This window comes from Rhizobacter sp. P2_H3, from assembly GCF_056403355.1.
Genome location: NZ_JBFUFQ010000059.1, coordinates 1 through 20,491, shown reverse-complemented (window position 1 = coordinate 20,491; position 20,491 = coordinate 1). Strand labels below are relative to the sequence as shown.

Sequence of the window (20,491 nt, the reverse complement as noted above, 5' to 3'; positions counted from 1 at the left end):
CATTGGCGACCGGATCGTCAGAACAGGAAATACCGCTGCGCCATCGGCAGCACCGTCGCCGGCTCGCAGGTCAGCAGCACGCCATCCGCGCGCACCTCGTAGGTCTGCGGATCGACCTCGATCTTCGGCGTGAAGCCGTTGTGCACCATGTCGGCCTTGCCGATGCTGCGCGTGTTGCTCACCGCCACCGCGCGCTTCTTCAGCCCGAGCTTCTCGGGCACGCCCGCTGTCAGCGCGGCCTTCGAGACGAAGGTGACGCAGCTGTCGTGCATCGCGCCGGCGAACGAGCCGAACATCGGCCGGTAGTGCACCGGCTGCGGCGTCGGGATCGATGCGTTCGGGTCGCCCATCGCGGCCGCCGCGATGAAGCCGCCCTTCAGGATCAGCGACGGCTTCACGCCGAAGAAGGCCGGCTTCCACAGCACCAGGTCGGCCAGCTTGCCGACCTCGATCGAGCCCACCTCGTGCGCGATGCCCTGCGTGATCGCCGGGTTGATCGTGTACTTCGCGATGTAGCGCTTGACGCGGAAGTTGTCGTGCCGTGCGCTGTCCTCGGGCAGCGTGCCGCGCTGCGCCTTCATCTTGTGGGCCGTCTGCCAGGTGCGGATGATCACCTCGCCGACCCGGCCCATCGCCTGGCTGTCCGACGACATCATCGAGAACACGCCGACGTCGTGCAGGATGTCCTCGGCCGCGATCGTCTCGCGGCGGATGCGGCTCTCGGCGAAGGCCAGGTCCTCGGCGATCGACGCATCGAGGTGGTGGCACACCATCAGCATGTCCAGGTGCTCGTCGATGGTGTTCACCGTGTACGGCATCGTCGGGTTGGTCGACGACGGCAGCACGTTCGGCAGGCCCGCGGCCTTGATGATGTCGGGCGCATGGCCGCCACCCGCGCCCTCGGTGTGGAAGGTCGCGATGGTGCGGCCCTTGAAGGCGTCGATCGTGCTCTCGACGAAGCCCGATTCGTTCAGCGTGTCGGTGTGGATCGTGACCTGGATGTCGTGCCGCTCGGCCACGCCCAGGCAGTTGTCGATCGCTGCCGGCGTGGTCCCCCAGTCCTCGTGCAGCTTCAGGCCGTAGGCGCCTGCCTCGATCTGCTCGTCGAGCGCGCCGGGCAGGCTCGCATTGCCCTTGCCCTGGAAGCCGAGGTTCATCGGGAACGCCTCGGCCGCCTTCAGCATCTGGTGGATGTACCAGGGGCCGGGGGTGCAGGTGGTCGCGAAGGTGCCGGTGGCCGGGCCGGTGCCGCCGCCGAGCATCGTCGTGACGCCGCTCATCAGCGCCTCCTCGATCTGCTGCGGGCAGATGAAGTGGATGTGCGAGTCGATGCCGCCGGCCGTGACGATGCTGCCCTCGCCAGCGATGATCTCGGTGCCGGGGCCGATCACGATGTCGATGCCGGGCTGCACGTCGGGGTTGCCGGCCTTGCCGATGCCGGCGATGCGGCCCGCCTTCAGGCCGATGTCGGCCTTCACGATGCCCCAGTGGTCGATGATCAGCGCATTGGTGATCACCGTGTCGGCCACGTCCTTCGCCAATCGCTGGCCCTGGCCCATGCCGTCGCGGATGGTCTTGCCGCCGCCGAACTTCACCTCTTCGCCGTAGCCGCCGGCCAGCAGCGTGTAGTCCTTCTCGACCTCGACGATGAGGCCGGTGTCGGCCAGGCGCACGCGGTCACCGGCCGTCGGGCCGAACATCTCCGCATAGGCGCGGCGGTTGATGGTGGCCATCAGAGCGCTCCCTGCACTTCGCCGCGGAAGCCGTAGACCTTGCGGTCGCCCGCATAGTCGACCAGCTCGACCGTGCGCTGCTGCCCCGGCTCGAAACGCACCGCGGTGCCCGACGCGATGTTCAGCCGCATGCCGCGCGCGGCCGCGCGGTCGAACTTCAGCGCCGGGTTGGTCTCGGCGAAGTGGTAGTGCGAGCCGACCTGCACCGGCCGGTCGCCGCTGTTCTCGATCACCAGCGTGATCGTGCGGCGGCCGACGTTGATCTCGATGTCGGGGCCGTCGATCAGCAGTTCGCCTGGAATCATCGCCGGCTCCTTCAGTTGACCAGCAGTGCGATGCCGAACAGCGCGACGGCTGCCCCGGCGACGCGCGGCAGCCAGGCGGCGCGCGAGCGCAGCAGCAGCCCGATGCCGATGCCCGCGCCATGCAGCAGCGCGGTTGCAGCCACCATGCCAATCAGCGCGAAGGCCGCGGTCGGCCCGGCCAGCTCGGCGCCGTGCGCCAGGCCGTGGAACAGCGCGAAGCCCGCGGCCATCAGCACACCGGCCGCGGCCGGCAGGCGCGCGTTGGTGGCGAGCAGCAGGCCCAGCACCAGCAGCGACGCGGCGATCATCGGCTCCACCGCCGGCAGCGTGACGCCCGCCAGGCCGAGCAGTGCGCCGACGAGCAGCGTGCCGGCGAAGGCCAGCGGCGCGATCCACGCGCGGCGCGCCGTCATCGCGCTCCAGACGCCTAGCGCGACCATCGCGGCCAGGTGGTCGAGCCCGGTGAACGGGTGCGCGAAGCCGGCGGCGAGTGCGCCGGCCGCGTCGTGAGCCTCGTGGTGGAGGCCGGCATCGCTGCCGGTGTGGGCCATCGCCAGGGCCGGCAGCGCCAGCAGCAGGCCGGCAGTGCAAGCAGCAAGCCGGCGGGAACGCATCGTCTCAGTCATGGGGATCTCGTTCATGCAATGGGTTGGTGCACGGTCACCAACTTGGTGCCGTCCGGGAAGGTCGCCTCGACCTGGATCTCGGGGATCAGCTCGGCCACGCCCTCCATCACGTCGGCGCGGGTCAGCACCGTCTTGCCCTCGCTCATCAGCGCCGCGACCGTCTTGCCGTCGCGCGCGCCCTCCATGATGGCCGCGCTGATCAGCGCGACCGCCTCGGGGTAGTTGAGCTTCAGCCCGCGCGCCTTGCGGCGCTCGGCCAGCAGCGAGGCCGTGAAGATCAGCAGCTTGTCTTTCTCACGCGGCGTCAGTTCCATGGTGGTGCGGGAAGCAGAAGATGTGCCACATCTTAGGGCGCCTGGTCACCGCAATGGCACGGGGCTTGCGCTCCACCCCGCATGAAGCCTGCCAACCCCCTCGACGGCGCCGTGCCGGTCGGCCCTGCCATCGTGCCGGCCGAGCGACCTGTCGAAGGGCAGGGTGATGAGCGGGCGGTGCAGCGCGTCGTGAAGGTCCGGCGCGACTACAACAGCTGGGTCGCGCGCGAGACGATGGAGGACTACGCGCTGCGCTTCACGCCGCACAGCTTTCGCAAGTGGTCCGAGCTGCGCGTGGCCAACACCGCGTTCGGCGCGGCCTCGTTCCTGGTGCTCGAGGCGGTGGGTGCGACGCTGCTGGTGCAGTACGGCTTCCTGAACGCGTTCTGGGCGATCCTCGCGACCGGGCTGATCATCTTCCTGGCCGGCCTGCCGATCAGCATCTACGCAGCGCGGCACGGGCTCGACATGGACCTGCTGACGCGCGGCGCCGGCTTCGGCTACATCGGCTCCACCATCACCTCGCTGATCTACGCGAGCTTCACGTTCATCTTCTTCGCGCTCGAGGCGGCCATCATGGCCTACGCGCTCGAGCTCGCGTTCGACGTGCCACCCGCCTGGGGCTACCTGATCTGTGCGCTGGTGGTGATCCCGCTGGTCACGCACGGCGTCACCGCGATCAGCCGGCTGCAGGTGTGGACGCAGCCGCTGTGGCTGGTGCTGCTGGTCGTGCCCTATGTCTACGTGCTGCGCCAGAACCCCGGCGTGCTCGACGGCCTGGTGCACTACGCCGGCGCCGAGGGCCGCGGCGCGGAGTTCAACCTGGGCCTGTTCGGCGCCGCGATGACGGTGGGCATCGCGCTGATCACGCAGATGGGCGAGCAGGTCGACTACCTGCGCTTCATGCCCGAGCGCACTGCGGCCAACCGCAAACGCTGGTGGCTGGGCGTGCTGATCGGCGGGCCCGGCTGGGTGGTGCCGGGCGTGCTCAAGATGCTGGGCGGCGCGCTGCTCGCGTACCTGGCGATCAGCCATTCGGTGCCGGTCGACCGCGCGGTCGATCCCAACCAGATGTACCTCGCGGCCTACGAGTACGTGTTCCCGCACCCGGCGTGGGCGGTGGCGGCGACGGCGCTGCTGGTGGTCGTCTCGCAGCTGAAGATCAACGTGACGAACGCGTATGCCGGCTCGCTCGCGTGGTCGAACTTCTTCGCGCGGCTCACGCACAGCCACCCGGGGCGCGTCGTGTGGGTGGTGTTCAACACGATGATCGCGCTGATGCTGATGGAGCTGGACGTGTTCCGCGCGCTCGGCGAGGTGCTCGGGCTGTTCTCCAACATCGCGATCTCGTGGATCATGGCCGTCGTCGCCGACCTGGTGGTCAACAAGCCGCTCGGGCTCTCGCCGCCGGGCATCGAGTTCAAGCGGGCGCACCTGTACGACGTCAATCCGGTCGGCGTCGGTGCGATGGCGGCGGCGTCGGTGCTGTCGATCTCGGCCTACCTCGGGCTGTTCGGCCCGATGGCGCAGGCCTTCTCGGCGCTGATCGCGCTCGTCACCGCCTTCGTCGTGTCGCCCCTGATCGCCTGGGCCACGAAAGGCCGCTTCTACATCGCGCGCCGCAGCCCGCAAGGCCTGTTCACCCGGCTGCAGCATTGCGTGATCTGCGAGCGCGAGTACGAGGCCGACGACCTGGCGCACTGCCCCGCCTACCTGGGCGCGATCTGCTCGCTGTGCTGCTCGCTCGATGCACGCTGCGACGACCTGTGCAAGCCCGAGGCCAAGCTGTCGACGCAGTGGTCGGCGGCGCTGCGCGCGGTGCTGCCGCGCAGCGCCTGGCCGTACATCGACACCGGCCTCGGCCATTACGTGCTGCTGATGGCGGTGGTGGTGCCGCTGCTGGCGGGGCTGTTCGGGCTGCTGTACCACCAGGAGCTGCGGCTGCTGGGCGAGCCCGGCGCGGCGCTCGCGCCGGCGCTGCGGCTGGGTTTCATCAAGGCCTTCGCAGCGCTGCTGCTGGTGAGCGGCATCGTCGCGTGGTGGCTGGTGCTGACGCACAAGAGCCGGCAGGTGGCGCAGGAGGAGTCGAACCGCCAGACGCAGGCGGTGCACGAGCAGACCCAGGCCTTGCGGCGCGAGATCGATTCGCACCGCCGCACCGACCTGCAGTTGCAGCAGGCCAAGCGCAGCGCCGAGCTCGCGAATCAGGCCAAGAGCCGCTACATCACGACCGTGAGCCACGAGCTGCGCACGCCGCTGAACAGCATCCTCGGCTATGCGCAGCTGCTCGACGAGGATGCGTCGATCCCGCCGCACCGCCAGCAGGCGATCAGCGTGATCCGGCGCGGCGGCGAGCACCTGCTGTCGCTGATCGAGGGCACGCTCGACATCGCCCGCATCGAGGGCGGCAAGCTGCGGCTGGAGTCGCAGCCGATGCACCTGCGCGACGGCGTGCAGCAGATCGTGCGCATGTTCGAGCTGCAGGCGGCGGGCAAGGGCATCGCGTTCAGCCACGAGCTATCGCAGGCGCTGCCCGAGGTGGTGCGCAGCGACGAGAAGCGGCTGCGCCAGATCCTGATCAACGTGCTGGGCAACGCGGTCAAGTTCACGCAGGCCGGCCAGGTGGTGTTCCGCGCCGGCTATGCGCGCGAGATGGCCACCTTCGAGATCGAGGACACCGGCCCCGGCATCGCGCCGGAGGAGATCGAGCATGTGTTCGAGCCGTTCGCGCGCGGCAGCGATGCAGGCGCGGCGGCTGCCAGCGGCACCGGGCTCGGGCTGACGATCAGCAAGATGCTGGTCGACCTGATGGGCGGCGAGATGACGGTGCACAGCACGCCGCAGGTGGGCACGCTGTTCCGCATCCGGCTCTTCCTGCCGGCCACGCGCGACGCGGTGCCGGGCGCGCAGGCGCCGCGCGCGAGCCGCACCGGGTATGACGGCGTGCGCCGGCGCATCCTGGTGGTCGACAACGAGGAGGTCGATCGCGCGCTGCTGCGCAGCGTGCTGCAGCCGCTGGGCTTCGAGGTGCGCGAGGCGGCGTCGGGCGACGAGTGCCTGGCGCTGCTGCGCAGCTTCACGCCCGATGCGATCCTGATGGACCTGGCGATGCCGGGGCTGGATGGCTGGGCGACGATCCGGGCGATCCGCGCGCAGGACCTGAGCACCGCGCCGATCGCGATCGTCTCGGGCAACGCGTTCGACCGCGAGATGGAGAACGACGTCGGCATCGCGCCGGCCGACTTCGTGCTGAAGCCGGTGCGCGTCAACGACCTGCTGGACTGGCTGGGCGCGCGGCTGCGCGTGCAATGGGTGCAGGCGGCGCGCGCCGAGGCGCCGCCGGTGCCGCAGCCGGCGGCGGCCTGGGTGCTGCCCGAGGTGGCGCAGCTGCAGGCGCTGGAGGAACTGGTGGGCCTGGGGTATTTCCGGGGCATCGTGAAGAAGCTGGACGAGATCGAGGCGGACAATGCGGCCCATGCCGGCTTCGTCGCCCACCTGCGCGGGCTGGCCCGACAGTTCCAGCTCGACGCGATGACGCGCATCCTTCGCCAGGCCCGACATGACCGAGAGACTTCCTGACCGCGCCGCGAGCGACGTCGTGCTGATCGTCGACGACGTGCCGGACAACCTGTCGCTGCTGCACGATGCGCTCGACGAGGCGGGGTATGTGGTGCTGGTGGCGGTGGACGGCGAGAGCGCGCTGCAGCGGGCCGCGCAGGCCGACCCCGACATCGTGCTGCTCGACGCCGCGATGCCCGGCATGGACGGCTTCGAGTTGGCGCGCCGGCTGAAGGCCGATGCCGACACGGCGCACATCCCGATCATCTTCATGACCGGACTGACCGAGACCGAGCACGTGATGGCGGCCTTTCGTGCCGGCGGTGTCGACTACGTGACCAAGCCGATCCGTCCGCAGGAGGTGCTGGCGCGCATGGTGGTGCACATGCAGAGCGCGCGCGAGAAGCGGCAGGCGCGCAACGCGCTGGATGCCTTCGGCCACGCGACGATGGCGATCCACGTGACGCCGCGCCTGGCCGACAGCAAGGCGGTGTGGCAGACGCCGCTGGCGCGCGAGCTGATGCAGCGCTATTTCGAGGCGGCGCCGGGGCAGATTCCGCAGGAGCTCGCGCAGTGGCTGCACGAGCAATCGCTGACGGCCGGCGAGGGGCGCGAGCCGAAGCCGCTGGCGGTGACGCGCGGCGAGCGGCAGCTGGTGTTCTCGCTGCAGCAACGCACCAGCGACGACGACTGGCTGATCGTGATGCGCGAGGTGTCGGACGCGGCCGCGGTGGATGCGGTGCTGCAGGCCTTCAAGCTGACGCTGCGCGAGGCCGAGGTGCTGTACTGGGTCGCCAAGGGCAAGACCAACCGCGACATCGGGGACATCCTCGGCAGCAGCCCGGCGACGGTGAAGAAGCACCTGGAGCATGTTTTCGAGAAGCTGGGCGTGGAGACGCGCAATGCGGCTGCTTCGTTGGCGATCCAGAAAGTGAGGGCGCTGGCGCCCTGGCATGGGGGATGATTTCTCGCGTTGCTTCTGCGCTGGCGCGGCGGGTGAGGGGATGGGCCGGGGGCTCATGCCGAGGCGGTCGGCGCCCTGGGGGCGCCGACTCCACGAAGAAGCTCGGCTCCGTGGGTGCATCGGCAAACTCCCGCCACTCACTTCGTTCGTTGTGGTCAAACACAGCCGATGAGTCAGTCTACGAAGCGCGCTGGCGCGCGCCACCCACGGAACCGATCTTCTTCGTCGCCTCAGAAATCGCCCCCGGCCCATCCCCACTCACGCCTTTGCGAGCGCAGAACACGCCCCTACGCCATCTGTCGTATTCCTGAGCCGGACCCCGCTCCGTAACCTCCGCAACACCAACCCACAGGAGCGTTCGTCCATGAAGTCATCCCGCCGCAATTTCGCCGCGTCGCTGAGCGCCGTGTCGCTCGGCGTCGCCGCCCTCGGCCTGCCGCTGTTCGCGCAGGCCGCCGACACCATCAAGGTCGGCATCCTGCACTCGCTGTCGGGCACGATGGCGATCTCGGAGACCGTGCTCAAGGACACGGCCCTGATGACGATCGCGGAAATCAACGCCAAGGGCGGYGTGCTCGGCAAGCAGCTCGAACCCGTCGTCGTCGACCCGGCCTCCAACTGGCCGCTGTTCGCCGAGAAGGCCAAGCAGCTGATCAGCCAGGACAAGGTCGCCGTGATGTTCGGCTGCTGGACCAGCGTGTCGCGCAAGTCGGTGCTGCCGGTCGTCGAGGAACTCAACGGCCTGCTGTTCTACCCGGTGCAGTACGAAGGCGAAGAACTCAGCAAGAACGTCTTCTACACCGGCGCTGCCCCCAACCAGCAGGCCATCCCCGCGGTCGAATACCTGATGAGCAAGGCCGGTGGCGGCGCCAAGCGCTTCGTGCTGCTCGGCACCGACTACGTCTACCCGCGCACCACCAACAAGATCCTGCGCGCCTTCCTGAAGAGCAAGGGCGTGAAGGACAGCGACATCGACGAGAAGTACACGCCGTTCGGCCACAGCGACTATCAAACCATCGTCGCCGACGTCAAGAAGTTCTCGGCCGGCGGCAAGACGGCCGTGATCTCCACCATCAACGGCGACTCCAACGTGCCCTTCTACAAGGAACTGGGCAACCAGGGCCTGAAGGCGACCGACGTGCCGGTCGTGGCCTTCTCGGTCGGCGAAGAGGAACTGCGCGGCGTCGACACCAAGCCGCTCGTGGGCCACCTCGCGGCATGGAACTACTTCATGTCGATCAAGAACCCGACCAACGACGCCTTCAAGAAGCAGTGGGCCGAGTACGCGAAGGCGAAGAACCTGCCGGGCGCCGACAAGCCGCTCACCAACGACCCGATGGAAGCCACCTACATCGGCATCCACATGTGGGCGCAGGCCGTCAAGAAGGCCGGCAGCACCGACACCGACAAGGTCATCGCCGCGATGGCAGGCCAGACCTTCCCGGCCCCGGGCGGCTTCGTCTCGACGATGGACGCGAAGAACCACCACCTGCACAAGCCGGTGTTCATCGGCGAGGTCAAGGCCGACGGCCAGTTCAACGTGGTGTGGAAGACGCCGGCGCCGGTCAAGGCCAAGCCGTGGAGCCCGTACATCGAAGGCAACGACAAGAAGAAGGACGAGCCCGAAAAGAAATAAGGCCCCCCAGTCGCTTCGCTCCTGCCCCCAAGGGGCGCCTCCCAGCGGCCCGGCAAAGCCGGTTCCGCGGGAGTTGCTTGATGGGGCGGCTCGCTGCGCGGCCGCTCCCTTGCAGATTGAGTCGTGATGACGGAACGCTGGTCGATTTCTCTGTTGCGTCGCCTGGCGATGCTGATGCTCGGGCTGTGCGCTCTGGCCGCGTCTGGCATGAGCCACGCGTTGACGCCCCCGCAGGTGCTCGCGCTCGCCAAGGGCGAGAACGAGGAGCGCATCGCCGCGCTGCAGGCCTCGCTCGCACGCGGCGATGACGGCCTCGCCGCCTTCGTGCAGGCGATGCTCGACGACGCGGTGAAGCTGGCCGGCGACAAGGTGTTCGTCGTGCACGGCGACAAGGCGAGCAACGCCGCGACCGGTGCCGAGGCCAAGCTGCCCGACGGCGCCGAGGACGTGATCAACAGCAACCAGATGCGCCGCGAGCTCGAAGGGGCCCTCGCGGCGCTGAAGCTCTTCTCGCACGACGTCGGCGAGCGCCGCACCGCGATCAAGGCGTTGAAGGAAGAGGCCGACGAAGGCCGCCTGCCGCTGATCGAGAAGGCGCTCGCGGCCGAGGCCGAGGCCTCGCTGAAGGAACAACTCACTCAAGTGCGCGCCGCCATCCTGGTGTCGTCGACCGACGCCGGCAAGCGCATGGAGGCCGCCCGCGCACTCGCCGGCAGCCTGACGCCGGCCACCAAGACGCTGATCCTCGAACGCCTCAAGCCCGCGGCCGAAGGCGGCGAGAGCGAGACCGACATCCGCAGCCAGCTCGGCATCGCGCTCGATGCGATCAACGCGCGCCTCGCCTGGGGCGAGCGGCTCGGCGTGCTGTTCACCGGCGTCAGCCTCGGCAGCATCCTGCTGCTGGTCGCGCTGGGCCTCGCCATCACCTACGGGCTGATGGGCGTGATCAACATGGCGCACGGCGAGCTGATGATGATCGGCGCGTACGCCACCTACGTGGTGCAGAACCTCTTCAGGGCGCACCTGCCCGGGATGTTCGATGCCTACGTGATCGTCGCGATCCCGGCTTCGTTCCTTGCGGCCGCGGGGGTCGGCGCGGTGCTCGAGCGCAGCGTGATCCGCTGGCTGTACGGCCGCCCGCTCGAGACGCTGCTCGCCACCTGGGGCATCAGCCTGGTGCTGATGCAGGGCGTGCGTTCGCTCTTCGGCGCGCAGAACGTGCAGGTCGAGAACCCGTCGTGGCTGTCCGGCGGCGTCGACGTGCTGAGCAACCTGACGCTGCCGTTCAACCGCATCGCCATCGTGATCTTCGCGGTGCTGGTGCTGGGCGGCGTGGCCTTGCTGATCTCGCGCACCCGGCTCGGGCTGTTCGTGCGCGGCGTCACGCAGAACCGCCGCATGGCCGCCTGCATGGGCGTCGACACCGCGCGCGTGGACACCTACGCGTTCGCGCTCGGCTCCGGCATCGCCGGCCTCGCCGGCTGCGCGTTGTCGCAGATCGGCAATGTGGGCCCCGATCTCGGCCAGGGCTACATCGTCGATTCGTTCATGGTCGTGGTGCTCGGCGGCGTCGGCCAGCTGGCGGGCACCGTCTACGCGGCGCTCGGCCTGGGCGTGCTCAACAAGCTGCTCGAAGGCTGGCAGGGCGCCGTGCTCGCGAAGATCATGGTGCTGGTCTTCATCGTCATCTTCATCCAGAAGCGGCCGCAAGGCATCTTCGCGATGAAAGGCCGGAGTGCCGAAGCATGAGCGCAATCCTTCCCACACCCGCGCGGCCGGTCGGACCTTCGACCTCGCTGCTGTCGATGAAGGCCTGGAGCGGCGTCTTCGCTGCGCTGGTCTGCGTCGTCGTGCTGGCGCCGGTGCTGAACCTCGCCGTGCCGGCCGGCAATGCGCTGCACCTGAGCGACTACGCGATCAGCCTGGTCGGCAAGATCATGTGCTACGCGATCTGCGCGCTGGCGATGGACCTGATCTGGGGCTACACCGGCATCCTGTCGCTCGGCCACGGCGTGTTCTTCGCGCTCGGCGGCTACGCGATGGGCATGTACCTGATGCGCCAGATCGGGCGCGACGGCAACTACCAGTCCGACCTGCCCGACTTCATGGTGTTCCTCGACTGGAAGACGCTGCCGTGGCACTGGGCCTTCAGCGACAGCTTCATCGCGACGCTGCTGCTGATCGTGTTGGTGCCGGGGCTGCTCGCGTTCGTGTTCGGCTTCTTCGCGTTCCGTTCGCGCATCAAGGGCGTGTACTTCTCGATCATCACGCAGGCGATGACGTACGCGGCGATGCTGCTGTTCTTCCGCAACGAGACCGGCTTCGGCGGCAACAACGGCTTCACCGACTTCAAGCGCATCCTCGGCCACCCGATCGCGACGCCGTCGATGCGGATGACGCTGTTCGTGCTGAGCGGCCTGGCGCTGATCGGCTTCTTCCTGCTTGCCCGCTGGCTGGTGGGCAGCAAGTTCGGCCGCGTGCTGCAGGCGATCCGCGATGCCGAGAGCCGCGTGATGTTCACCGGCTACGACCCGCTGCGCTACAAGCTGTGCATCTGGGTGATCTCGGCGGTGATGTGCGGCATCGCGGGCGCGCTCTACGTGCCGCAGGTGGGCATCATCAACCCGGGCGAGATGTCGCCGGCGGCGAGCATCGAGATCGCGATCTGGGCGGCGGTGGGCGGGCGCGGCACGCTGGTCGGGCCGATCTTGGGCGCGTTCTTCGTCAATGGCGCAAAAAGTTGGTTTACGCAAGTGTTCCCCGAGTTCTGGTTGTACTTCCTCGGCGCGCTGTTCATCGCGGTGACGCTGTTCCTGCCGCAGGGCATCGTCGGGCTGGCGCGCAAGCTGGGCGGCAAGGACAAGAGCGAGGTGAAGGCATGACGCCCGAGCTGATGGAGGCCGGCGCACGCGTGCGCGAGGCGCTGGCGAACAGGCAGCAGGGCGGCCCCGGCACCTCGGGCGGGCGAACGGCGAGCTATGGCAGCGTGGTCGAGGAGGGCGTGCTCGACACCCGGCACGGCGCGATCCTGTACCTGGACGACATCACCGTCAGCTTCGACGGTTTCAAGGCGCTGAACGCGCTGTCGCTGAGCATCAGCGCCGGCGAGCTGCGCTGCATCATCGGCCCGAACGGCGCCGGCAAGACGACGATGATGGACGTCATCACCGGCAAGACCCGGCCCGATGCCGGCAAGGCCTTCTTCGGCTCGACCATCGACCTGCTGCGGCTGCGCGAGAACGAGATCGCGTCGATCGGCATCGGCCGCAAGTTCCAGAAGCCCACCGTGTTCGAGCAGCTGACGGTGTTCGAGAACCTGGAGCTCGCGCTGAAGGCCGACCGCGGCGTGCGCTCGTCGATGTTCTTCCGGCTGAACGGCGAGCAGCTCGACCGCATCGGCGCGATGCTGGCGCTGATCCACCTGAAGGATGGCGCGCAGCGCGTCGCCGGGCTGCTGTCGCACGGGCAGAAGCAGTGGCTGGAGATCGGCATGCTGCTGATGCAGGACCCGAAGCTGCTGCTGCTCGACGAGCCGGTGGCCGGCATGACCGACGAAGAGACCGAGCGCACCGCCGAGCTGTTCCTGTCGCTCGAAGGCAGCCACTCGCTGGTGGTGGTCGAGCACGACATGAAGTTCATCGGCGAGCTGACGCAGAACGGACGCAACGGCAAGAAGGTGACGGTGCTGCACGAGGGCAGCGTGCTGGCCGAAGGGCTGCTGTCGGAAGTCCAATCCAACGACAAGGTCGTCGAGGTCTACCTGGGCCGCTGAATCATGTTGAAAGTCGAAGGCATCAACCAGTACTACGGGGGGTCGCACATCCTGCGCAACCTCGGCTTCGAGGCGAAGCTCGGCGAGGTGACCGTGGTGCTCGGCCGCAACGGCGTGGGCAAGACGACGCTGCTGAAGAGCCTGATGGGCGTGGTGCCGGTGAAGACCGGCGGCATCCAGCTCGATGGCCAGGACATCACGCACGACACGCCGTACGAGCGGGTGCGCAAGGGCGTGGGCTACGTGCCGCAGGGCCGCGAGATCTTCGGCCGGCTGACGGTCGACGAGAACCTGCGCATGGGCCTCGCGTACAAGCGCGGCGGCACGCCGGTGCCGGCCGAGCTGTTCGAGCTGTTCCCGGTGCTCAAGCAGATGATCAACCGCCGCGGCGGCGATCTCTCGGGCGGGCAGCAGCAGCAGCTGGCGATCGCGCGCGCGCTGGCGGCCGGGCCGAAGCTGCTGATCCTCGACGAGCCGACCGAAGGCATCCAGCCGAGCATCATCAAGGACATCGGCCGCGTGATCCGCATGCTGGCCGACCGCAAGACGATGGCCATCGTGCTGGTCGAGCAGTACTACGACTTCGCGGCCGAGCTCGCCGACCAGTACCTGGTGATGGAGCGCGGCGAGATCATCCAGCGCGGGCGCGGGCAGAACATGGAAGCCGAGGGCGTGCGGGACCGGATGTCGATCTAGCCGCGCGTCACGCCTACTGCCCCGAGAAATACACCCGCCGCAACGCCCGGTCCGACCCCGCCTTGAAGTAGCTCTGCCCCGCACCGCCGCCGCCGTGGATCCAGTCCGGCGACGGCACCAGGTACTTGCGCAGCAAGGCATTCGCCGGCGAGGTCGCGTCCTTGAACTGCAGCGACTCGCGGAAGGCGTAGTGCGTGAACAGCCGCATGAACTCGCCGAGGTAGACATCGGCCACCGCGGTGTCGCCGCGGATCACCAGCATGTTCTCGTCGTTGTCGGTGGTCGATGCCGCCGAGAAGTTGGCCGAGCCCACCACCACGGTCGGCGTGTCGCCGAGCGGGTCCACCAGCATGTACTTCGTGTGCACGTACAGCACGTGCGCCTCGTCGGCGATGCGGTCGAGCTCGGCCAGCCAGCGGTCGAACAGGTTCAGCTCGACCCGGTTGCCCACGGCCACCGTCACGTTCGGATGCCGGCGGATGCGGTCGACCTCGGCGGCCTGCGCCTTGTAGGTCTTGCCGGTGCCCTTCTTCTCCATCAGCGCGAAGCGCAGCACGCCGTCGGTCTTGTCGTACGAGGGCACGAAGCGGCTGTTCATGCCGAAGGCGAAGGTCATGAACACGCCGCGCTGCGCACCGGCCGCCAGGCCCGCGTACCAGTCGAGCGCCTCCAGGCCGAGCCGCGGCGAGAACAACGCGTCCAGCGGCGAGCCGTCGGCCGGCAGCGGCGACAGGGCCTCGTCCTTCGTCGCGGTCGGCTTGCGCGTCTCGTCACGGTCGAGCAGCAGCCAGTACTGGTGGTACCGGGCCGCGATCGCGTCGTCGCGCACGATGTGCGCATTGTTCGAATGGCCGAACATGCCGTTCACGCTCAGGTTGGTGGAGCCGGTCCAGACCTGCTTCGGCACGCCCGCCTGCCGCAGCACCAGGAACTTGTTGTGCGCGAACCCGCCCGAGTGCTCGCGCGACTTGACCATGCCGTCCATGCCCTGGCCTTCCAGCGCCTTTTCGTTGCCCTCGCCCTGGCTGTCGCCGTCGTAGAGCACCGAGACGACGGCGCCGCGCGCCTTCGCGGCCTTCAGTGCGGTGTAGATGCGCGGGCTCTTGAACTCGAAGAACGCGCCCAGCAGTTCATCGCCGGCCTGGGCCTGGGCGATGTAGTTCTCCAGGCCTTCGACCAGCCCGCGCGACAGCCAGTTGAACGCCGACGGCCCCACCTCGTCCGGCCGCCGGTTCTGGAAACGCCGCGCGTACTCCTGCGAGGCGATCGCGCCGCGGTTGAAGAAGACCGCGTGCCTGCCCTGGTCGACGCGCTCGGTCGCCACCGCCAGGTCGACCTCGGGCCCGCGCGCGAGCGCACCCGGGCTGCCGCTCATCGCGACGATCGTGTAGACGTAGCGCTCGTCGGGCGAGGCGCTGTAGTCCGCCCACTGGAAGGTCTGCAGCGGGTGCAGGAAGCTCGTCACCGGCTCGCCGGGCACCGGGTACGGCTCGACCTGCTCGAAGGTCTTCATGCCCGACAGCCAGATGCGCTCGCCGTCGCGCTCGCGCAGCCGCCGCACCGCGAAGCCCAGCACGCCTTGCGCGAGCATCGCCGCCTCGGGCATGTCCCAGCCCAGCAACACCACGTAGGTGCCTGCCACGGCCATCGCGGTCAGGCCGCCGTTCTCGTTGCGCACGCGCATGCTGCTCTCCCGGTTGTCACGCACGGGCACGGTGCCCCGGAACGGCGCGCCCGTCATCCTCCAGATGGTGGACGCCGGGACGGCCGAACGGGCCAGCCTCTCAGCGCCGAGCCGCTTCCAGCGCCGCGAACGCGGTGATCAGCAGCTGCACGGCCAGCACGTCGGCGGCGTATTGCACCGACACGTCGCTGCGCGGCCCGAGCAGGTTCCACAGCACCGGCACGCTGATCGACAGCGTGTAGACCGACCACACGAGGAACCAGGCGAGCGCCATCGGATTGCGTCCGCGCATCCACTGGCCGAGCCCCGGCAGCAGCGCCGAGGCAAGCACGGCCCACCAGTGCGGCGTGGCCGCGATGCGGCGCCGCGAGCGGCTGCCGCTGCGCGCATGCCACACCAGCGTGATCGCGGCGACCACGCCGCCGATGGCCGCGGCGACCAGCGCCTGGTGCAGCCACGTCAGCCGCTGCTGCAGCTGCGCCGCCTCCTGCAGTTCGCGCCRGCTGTCGGCATCGCCGAACGGCGGCAGCGGCTCGTGCGCCACGCTCCAGCGCAGCACCGAGCGGCTCTGGCCGTCGACCACCAGCAGGTCGCGCCCGAGCCAGCCGAGGTCGCGCGGCTCCATGCGCTCGGTCTGCGAGAACAGCAGCTCGCCGCCGCCGGGCAGGATGTCGGCCACCACGCCGACGATGCGGTCGTTGCCGAAGCGGATCACGGTGGCCAGCGGCAGCGGCTCATTGACCTCGGTGGCCTGCGGCGGATGCGACCGCGCGAGGCCCAGGTAGCGGGTGCCGCGCGGCGCCGGCACGTCCACCGCCTGCTGCAGCGCGAGCGTGCGGCCGTCCAGCCGCTTCAGCTGCAGGCCGTTGGTGTCGGTGGTCCACAGCGCGTCGCCGTTCCACCACAGGCCGTTCGTGAAGCGGTACATCCCGAGCACGGTGCGTGCGAGGAAGCGGCCGTCGCGGTCGAACAGCGCCACCGCGTGGCCGCCGCCGGTCGAGGCCGCGATGCGCCCGTCGTCGGCGAACGCCAGGTGCACCGCGCGGCTCGCATGCTCCGCCAGCTCGGGCGGCCATTGCAGCGTGATGGTGCTGGACGGCAGCAGCGTGGCGGGGTCGAGCAGGTGGATGGCCGGCTCGTTGTCGAGCCGCATCGCGAGCAGCCCGGCGGCCGGGTGCCAGTCGAGGCTGTAGACGCGGCCCGGCAGGCCGATCTCCGCCAGCCGGGCGCGCGTGCCGCGGTGCCCCTTGGCATCGAACGACCAGATCTCGTCGTCGACGGCCAGCCAGGCCTGCGTGCCGTCGGGGCGCAGCGCCAGGGCGGCCGGGCCGTACAGCTCCGCGACCCGGTGGCCGACCTTGAAATCCAGCGCCAGCAGCAGCAGCGCGAGCAGCACGCAGACCAGCGCAATGCGCGGCGGCGCCGCCGCACCGATGCGGGGGCGGCTGCGTGCCTTGGGAATATCGGTACTGCCGGATCCGTCAGCCCTGTCTCGGGCCGATCTGAGAAGAGTCGACATGGGGGGTCCTCGCCAGCGGGCAAGGGTATCGGAGTCGGGCGGCCGTCCCTCCCTCCCGGCCCTCCGCTGGGGCGTCCGATTCAACCGTTCAACCGGTCCGCCGCCTGCCGGTCGCTCAATAGCTGATCGTCAGCACGTGAACCCGGGCCGCCTGGCAGGGCGCCGTCGCACAGGAGCCGGCCAGTCCGGCCTCGATGCGGCCGGTGACGTGGTGCTCGTGCACCTGGCCGTTCCAGGTGCCGGACACGGCATCCAGCGTCAGCGTGTAGGGCAGGTCGAGCAGCATGCCGCCGCCGCTGTCCAGCGCCAGCGCGTAATCGGTGTTGCAGTCCGCCGTGAAGCTGTTGGTGGCGATGGCCGGCGCCGACTGGAAGGCGACGTAGTCCAGCGTCACGGCGGTCGGCGTCGACAGGCTGCAGGCCGGCGGGACGTCGAGCGTGACGCCGCCGGTGGTGCTGCCGGAACCGGTGCCGGTGCTGCCGCGGGCCATGGCCGAGCTGCCATCCGCGTGGTAGGCCAGCGTGACGAGCAGCGTGTCGCGGTAGCTGCCGGCCGCCGGCCGGCGCGCCCGCGCGGGCGCCACCAGGTAGAACGGCAGTTGCGTGCTCGCCATCGGGCCGCCGGCAAAGACCACGCTGCCGCTGATCGCGTACGGCGCGGTGCTGCCCCATGGGGTGMGCGCGGCAGCGTCCTGCCACAGGCCGTAGCCGATGTTGCGCCCGGCACTGTCCTCGGCGGCCAGCGTGTGCGTCGAGCCCACGGTGGCGCTGAACGAGGCGCTCGTGAGCGGGCTGTCGGCCGCCTTCGTGCACTGCACGGTCAGCGTGCCGCCCAGCGTCAGGGCGCCGGGCGCTGCCACGCGGCCCGACGGCGAGGTCACCGTCAGCCCGCAACTGACCGCGCCCGGCACCGACGCCGGCACGGCCAGGAGTGCCAGCGCGCAAGCGAGCCGGCCCGGGATCACGGCGACACCCCGGCGCAGGTCAGCGGGCCGAGGCGCGTGATGTCGTTGCCGTCGTCCGGCGGCAGCCGCACCGCCAGCGCGCACGACTGCCCGCGCCAGCGCAGCACCAGCGTGGCCACCGGCGCGAGGCCGGTCACGAAGACCTCGCCGCGGCGCGCCATGTAGAACACCTGCGGATCGCCGACGATGCCGACCTCGGCGCCCGGCGGCGCCGCTTCGCCACCCTCCAGCCGCACGCGGATCAGCGCGGCGCGCCCGCTGCGCACCGGGAAGCGCAGTTTCACCACGCTGCGTGCCGCCGGCACGGCCGACATCTCCACCGAATCGAGCTCGGCGCCGATCGGCAGGTCCGACGGGTCGAGCCGCACGGCGTTGGCCTGGTAGGGCAGCAACTGCGGCAGCAGCGCCCGTCCGTCGCTGCCGGTGCGGGCCGCGACCTGCCCGAGCAGGCTCACGCCGACGCCGGGCTGGCCGGGCACCTCCACCAGCGCCATCGCGGGGCCGCTGCGCCGCGTGGCGAACAGCGCGCCATCGACTGCTACCCAGGCCCCCTGCGCGCCCAGCCGCAGCGTTTGCAGCTCACGCGTCTGGCCCAGGTCCAACGCGAGGCTGCCGCGCGGGCCGTCGCGGTACAGGCCGGCCTCGGCCTGCCCGGCGCTGCTGCGCTCGCCGGCCAGCAGGCGCCAGGCCCAGCCATCCGGTTCGTCCGGCGAGGCGCTGAGGCCCACCGTGGTGTCGGAGTCGCCATGCCGCGTGTGCGCGGCCGTCGCGCTGAGCACGCTGCGCGGCCCGAGCGGCACGAACAGCGTGGCCGTCAGCCGCGTGCCGGCGGTGTTGCCGGTGAGCCGCGTGACGCCCAGGCTGAGCGTGCTGCGGTAGCCCACGCGCACGCTTTGCCCGGCGGTGGCCGCGAGGTAGCGGCTGCCGTCGCCGGCCACCGTCTGCGCGACGCTCAACCCGAGGCTGCCCCAGGCCCCCGCGTTCAACCGGTGGCTGGCGGTCGTCTGGCGGCGTGTCGGCGGCGTCTGCAGGTCCTGGCCCAGCCCGCGCCAGGCGGCGGTGTTGCCTTCGGTGCGCAGCAACCAGCCGCTCGCGACGCCGGCGCGCTCGATGCTCAGCAGCCAGCCGGCACCGTGGCCCAGCGCGCTGCGGCTGCCCGAGAGCCCGGCCTGCACCAGCACCGGCCATGGCGTGTGGGCATGGCTGAGCGCGATGCTCGCCTCCTGCTGCGGCCGGGAGATGCCGGTGCGCAGCTCGCCGGTCCAGTCGGGGCTCAGGCCCAGGCGATACAGCCCGGCACCGAAGCGGGTGGCGTAGCGAGCGTCGGGCAGGCCGAGGTTGCGCCGGAGCTCGCCGGCCTCCACGCTCCAGTCGCTCAGCCCGGCGGCCAGCATGGCGTTGCTCGACAGGAAGCTCTGCTCGACGACCGTCTCGCGGCCCAGGATGTCGCGCACCACCATGCGGACCTGCCCGGTGCTGTCGGGCAGCGGCAGTTCGTTGATCGTGAACGGGCCGGCCGGCAGGTTGCCGGTCTGGCGCAGCACGTCGTTGATGTACAGCTCCAGCGTGCTGGGCGCGCTGGAGGTGCCGGCCAGCGACGGGATCGGGCGGCTGACGAAGCCGGGTTCCAGCGCGAAGTTGCGCGACAGCTGCACGCCGCCGAAGAACACCGGCCGGCCGATCGCGCCGGCGTGCGTGGCGAGGTCGCCCAGGCGCAGGCTGATGCGCGGCTCGGGGAAGTCGCGCGTGAAGCTCGTTTCCAGGCGCTGCCAGCGCGGCGCGGCATCGAAGCCGCGCACCGCGAGGTTGCGCCCGGCGTAGCTGGATGACAGCACGCCGGCGTCGCCCGACACGGCGGCCTCCACCAGCGCACCCAGGTCCTGCTGCGCTGTCGCGCCGCGCGCCGCCGAGCGGGTCAGGCTCAGGTCGTAGTTCAGCGCGAGCGCCGGCTCGGCCGGCGACACCGTGGGCCGCTTCGGTGCGGGTTGCGTGAGGCGCGTCGCCGCGAAGGCCTGCGGCGCGAAGTCGAGGTCCACCGATTGCGCGGCCGGGTGAAAGCGCGCCGCGAACCCCGGCAACGCCGACAGCGGGTACCAGGACTGCCCGCGCACGCGCAGCGGCGGCAGCTCGGGCCGGTTCAGCCGCCATTCGTCGAACGCGATCGCGGGGGCGAACAGCACACCGGCGCGCTCCATCAGCAGCCACCCGCCGCTCGGCTGCTGGTTGACGCGCACCTCCAGCGGCATCAGCCGCTCGCCGGGCACGCGATCCACGCCCGCATCGATCGCTTCTGCCAGCGCATCGCGTGGCGCGAGCGACGGCAGCGCGCACGCCGTCACGGCGCCTGCCAGCCAGGCGACACGAGCCGACCGACGCAGCACCGCGTGCCGGTCCATCGGGGCCGCGGCCTCACGGCAGCGCCAGTTCGTCGGTGCGGCGCGTGCCGTCGTCGAACAGCAGCGCGAGCTGCGCCGGTCCGGGCGCCACGTCGGGTTCGGACTGCAGCGCGATCGGGCGGCTGGCCCCCGGCAGCACATAGGCGCCTCCGTTGAAGTGCGCGAGCGGCCGGCCCGCGCGCAACACGCGCAGTTCGCGCACCTGCGCATAGGCGCTGCCGCGGTTCTCGCACTGCGCGAGCAGTTGCGCGCCGTCGCGCTGCAGCGTGCAGGCGAGGTCGCGCCGCGCCGCCGGCGGCGTGACGAACACCGGCAGGCTCATCG

The 20,491-nt window shown here is 70.2% G+C and carries 16 protein-coding genes; 7 read left to right on the top strand and 9 right to left on the bottom strand.

All coding sequences use genetic code 11. The features are described from left to right. Positions 1 to 17 precede the first annotated feature (17 nt). The 4 genes from ureC to ureA are packed head-to-tail and all read right to left on the bottom strand — an operon-like array spanning position 18 to position 2,978. Positions 18 to 1,733: an urease subunit alpha gene (gene ureC, locus AC1D1T_RS13650; RefSeq protein ID WP_477991995.1), complete on the bottom strand. Its 1,716-nt coding sequence runs from the start codon at positions 1,731 to 1,733 to the stop codon at positions 18 to 20. Next, complete coding sequence (locus AC1D1T_RS13645; RefSeq protein WP_047499945.1) at positions 1,733 to 2,038, bottom strand: urease subunit beta; 306 nt, start codon at positions 2,036 to 2,038, stop codon at positions 1,733 to 1,735. The genes ureC and AC1D1T_RS13645 overlap by 1 nt, the downstream gene beginning before the upstream one ends. Positions 2,039 to 2,049: 11 nt before the next feature. Next, entirely contained in the window at positions 2,050 to 2,664 is a 615-nt protein-coding gene (locus AC1D1T_RS13640; protein WP_477991994.1) for a HupE/UreJ family protein, read from the bottom strand. An 11-nt stretch (positions 2,665 to 2,675) separates the two neighbouring features. Then, positions 2,676 to 2,978: an urease subunit gamma gene (gene ureA, locus AC1D1T_RS13635; protein ID WP_047499948.1), complete on the bottom strand. Its 303-nt coding sequence runs from the start codon at positions 2,976 to 2,978 to the stop codon at positions 2,676 to 2,678. Between the two features lie 81 nt (positions 2,979 to 3,059). Here ureA and AC1D1T_RS13630 point away from each other — a divergent pair, with 81 nt between their 5' ends. From AC1D1T_RS13630 to urtE, 7 genes are all read left to right on the top strand, one after another. Continuing rightward, positions 3,060 to 6,557 (top strand): ATP-binding protein, encoded by a 3,498-nt coding sequence (locus AC1D1T_RS13630; RefSeq protein WP_477991993.1) that lies wholly within the window; start codon positions 3,060 to 3,062, stop codon positions 6,555 to 6,557. Next, positions 6,538 to 7,500: a response regulator gene (locus AC1D1T_RS13625; RefSeq protein WP_477991992.1), complete on the top strand. Its 963-nt coding sequence runs from the start codon at positions 6,538 to 6,540 to the stop codon at positions 7,498 to 7,500. Before AC1D1T_RS13630 ends, AC1D1T_RS13625 begins: the two co-directional genes overlap by 20 nt. Before the next feature lie 364 nt (positions 7,501 to 7,864). Further along, positions 7,865 to 9,136 carry an urea ABC transporter substrate-binding protein gene (urtA, locus tag AC1D1T_RS13620; protein WP_465110837.1) on the top strand — a complete coding sequence of 424 codons (1,272 nt, stop codon included), beginning with the start codon at positions 7,865 to 7,867 and terminating at the stop codon, positions 9,134 to 9,136. Between the two features lie 126 nt (positions 9,137 to 9,262). Then, positions 9,263 to 10,885 (top strand): urea ABC transporter permease subunit UrtB, encoded by a 1,623-nt coding sequence (gene urtB / locus AC1D1T_RS13615; protein WP_477991991.1) that lies wholly within the window; start codon positions 9,263 to 9,265, stop codon positions 10,883 to 10,885. Further along, the gene (gene urtC, locus AC1D1T_RS13610; RefSeq protein WP_477843186.1) at positions 10,882 to 12,018 is read left to right on the top strand and encodes an urea ABC transporter permease subunit UrtC; all 1,137 of its coding nucleotides are present in this window, start codon (positions 10,882 to 10,884) and stop codon (positions 12,016 to 12,018) included. Before urtB ends, urtC begins: the two co-directional genes overlap by 4 nt. Next, positions 12,015 to 12,908 (top strand): urea ABC transporter ATP-binding protein UrtD, encoded by an 894-nt coding sequence (gene urtD, locus AC1D1T_RS13605; protein ID WP_477827724.1) that lies wholly within the window; start codon positions 12,015 to 12,017, stop codon positions 12,906 to 12,908. Before urtC ends, urtD begins: the two co-directional genes overlap by 4 nt. Before the next feature lie 3 nt (positions 12,909 to 12,911). Next, positions 12,912 to 13,604 carry an urea ABC transporter ATP-binding subunit UrtE gene (gene urtE, locus AC1D1T_RS13600; protein ID WP_047499964.1) on the top strand — a complete coding sequence of 231 codons (693 nt, stop codon included), beginning with the start codon at positions 12,912 to 12,914 and terminating at the stop codon, positions 13,602 to 13,604. Between the two features lie 13 nt (positions 13,605 to 13,617). Here the strand turns inward: urtE and AC1D1T_RS13595 are convergent, their stop codons facing one another. The 5 genes from AC1D1T_RS13595 to AC1D1T_RS13575 all read right to left on the bottom strand — a co-directional run. Continuing rightward, complete coding sequence (locus tag AC1D1T_RS13595) at positions 13,618 to 15,288, bottom strand: phospholipase D-like domain-containing protein (protein ID WP_477843183.1); 1,671 nt, start codon at positions 15,286 to 15,288, stop codon at positions 13,618 to 13,620. A 100-nt stretch (positions 15,289 to 15,388) separates the two neighbouring features. Further along, positions 15,389 to 16,807 carry a YncE family protein gene (locus tag AC1D1T_RS13590; RefSeq protein ID WP_477991990.1) on the bottom strand — a complete coding sequence of 473 codons (1,419 nt, stop codon included), beginning with the start codon at positions 16,805 to 16,807 and terminating at the stop codon, positions 15,389 to 15,391. A gap of 115 nt (positions 16,808 to 16,922) precedes the next feature. After that, on the bottom strand, positions 16,923 to 17,771 hold the full coding sequence (locus AC1D1T_RS13585; RefSeq protein ID WP_477991989.1) for a spore coat protein U domain-containing protein: 849 nt from the start codon (positions 17,769 to 17,771) through the stop codon (positions 16,923 to 16,925). After that, on the bottom strand, positions 17,768 to 20,167 hold the full coding sequence (locus AC1D1T_RS13580; protein ID WP_477839896.1) for a fimbria/pilus outer membrane usher protein: 2,400 nt from the start codon (positions 20,165 to 20,167) through the stop codon (positions 17,768 to 17,770). The genes AC1D1T_RS13585 and AC1D1T_RS13580 overlap by 4 nt, the downstream gene beginning before the upstream one ends. A 13-nt stretch (positions 20,168 to 20,180) precedes the next feature. Continuing rightward, the coding region (locus AC1D1T_RS13575) for a fimbrial biogenesis chaperone (RefSeq protein WP_477991988.1) at positions 20,181 to 20,491 on the bottom strand (311 nt) is incomplete at its 5' end.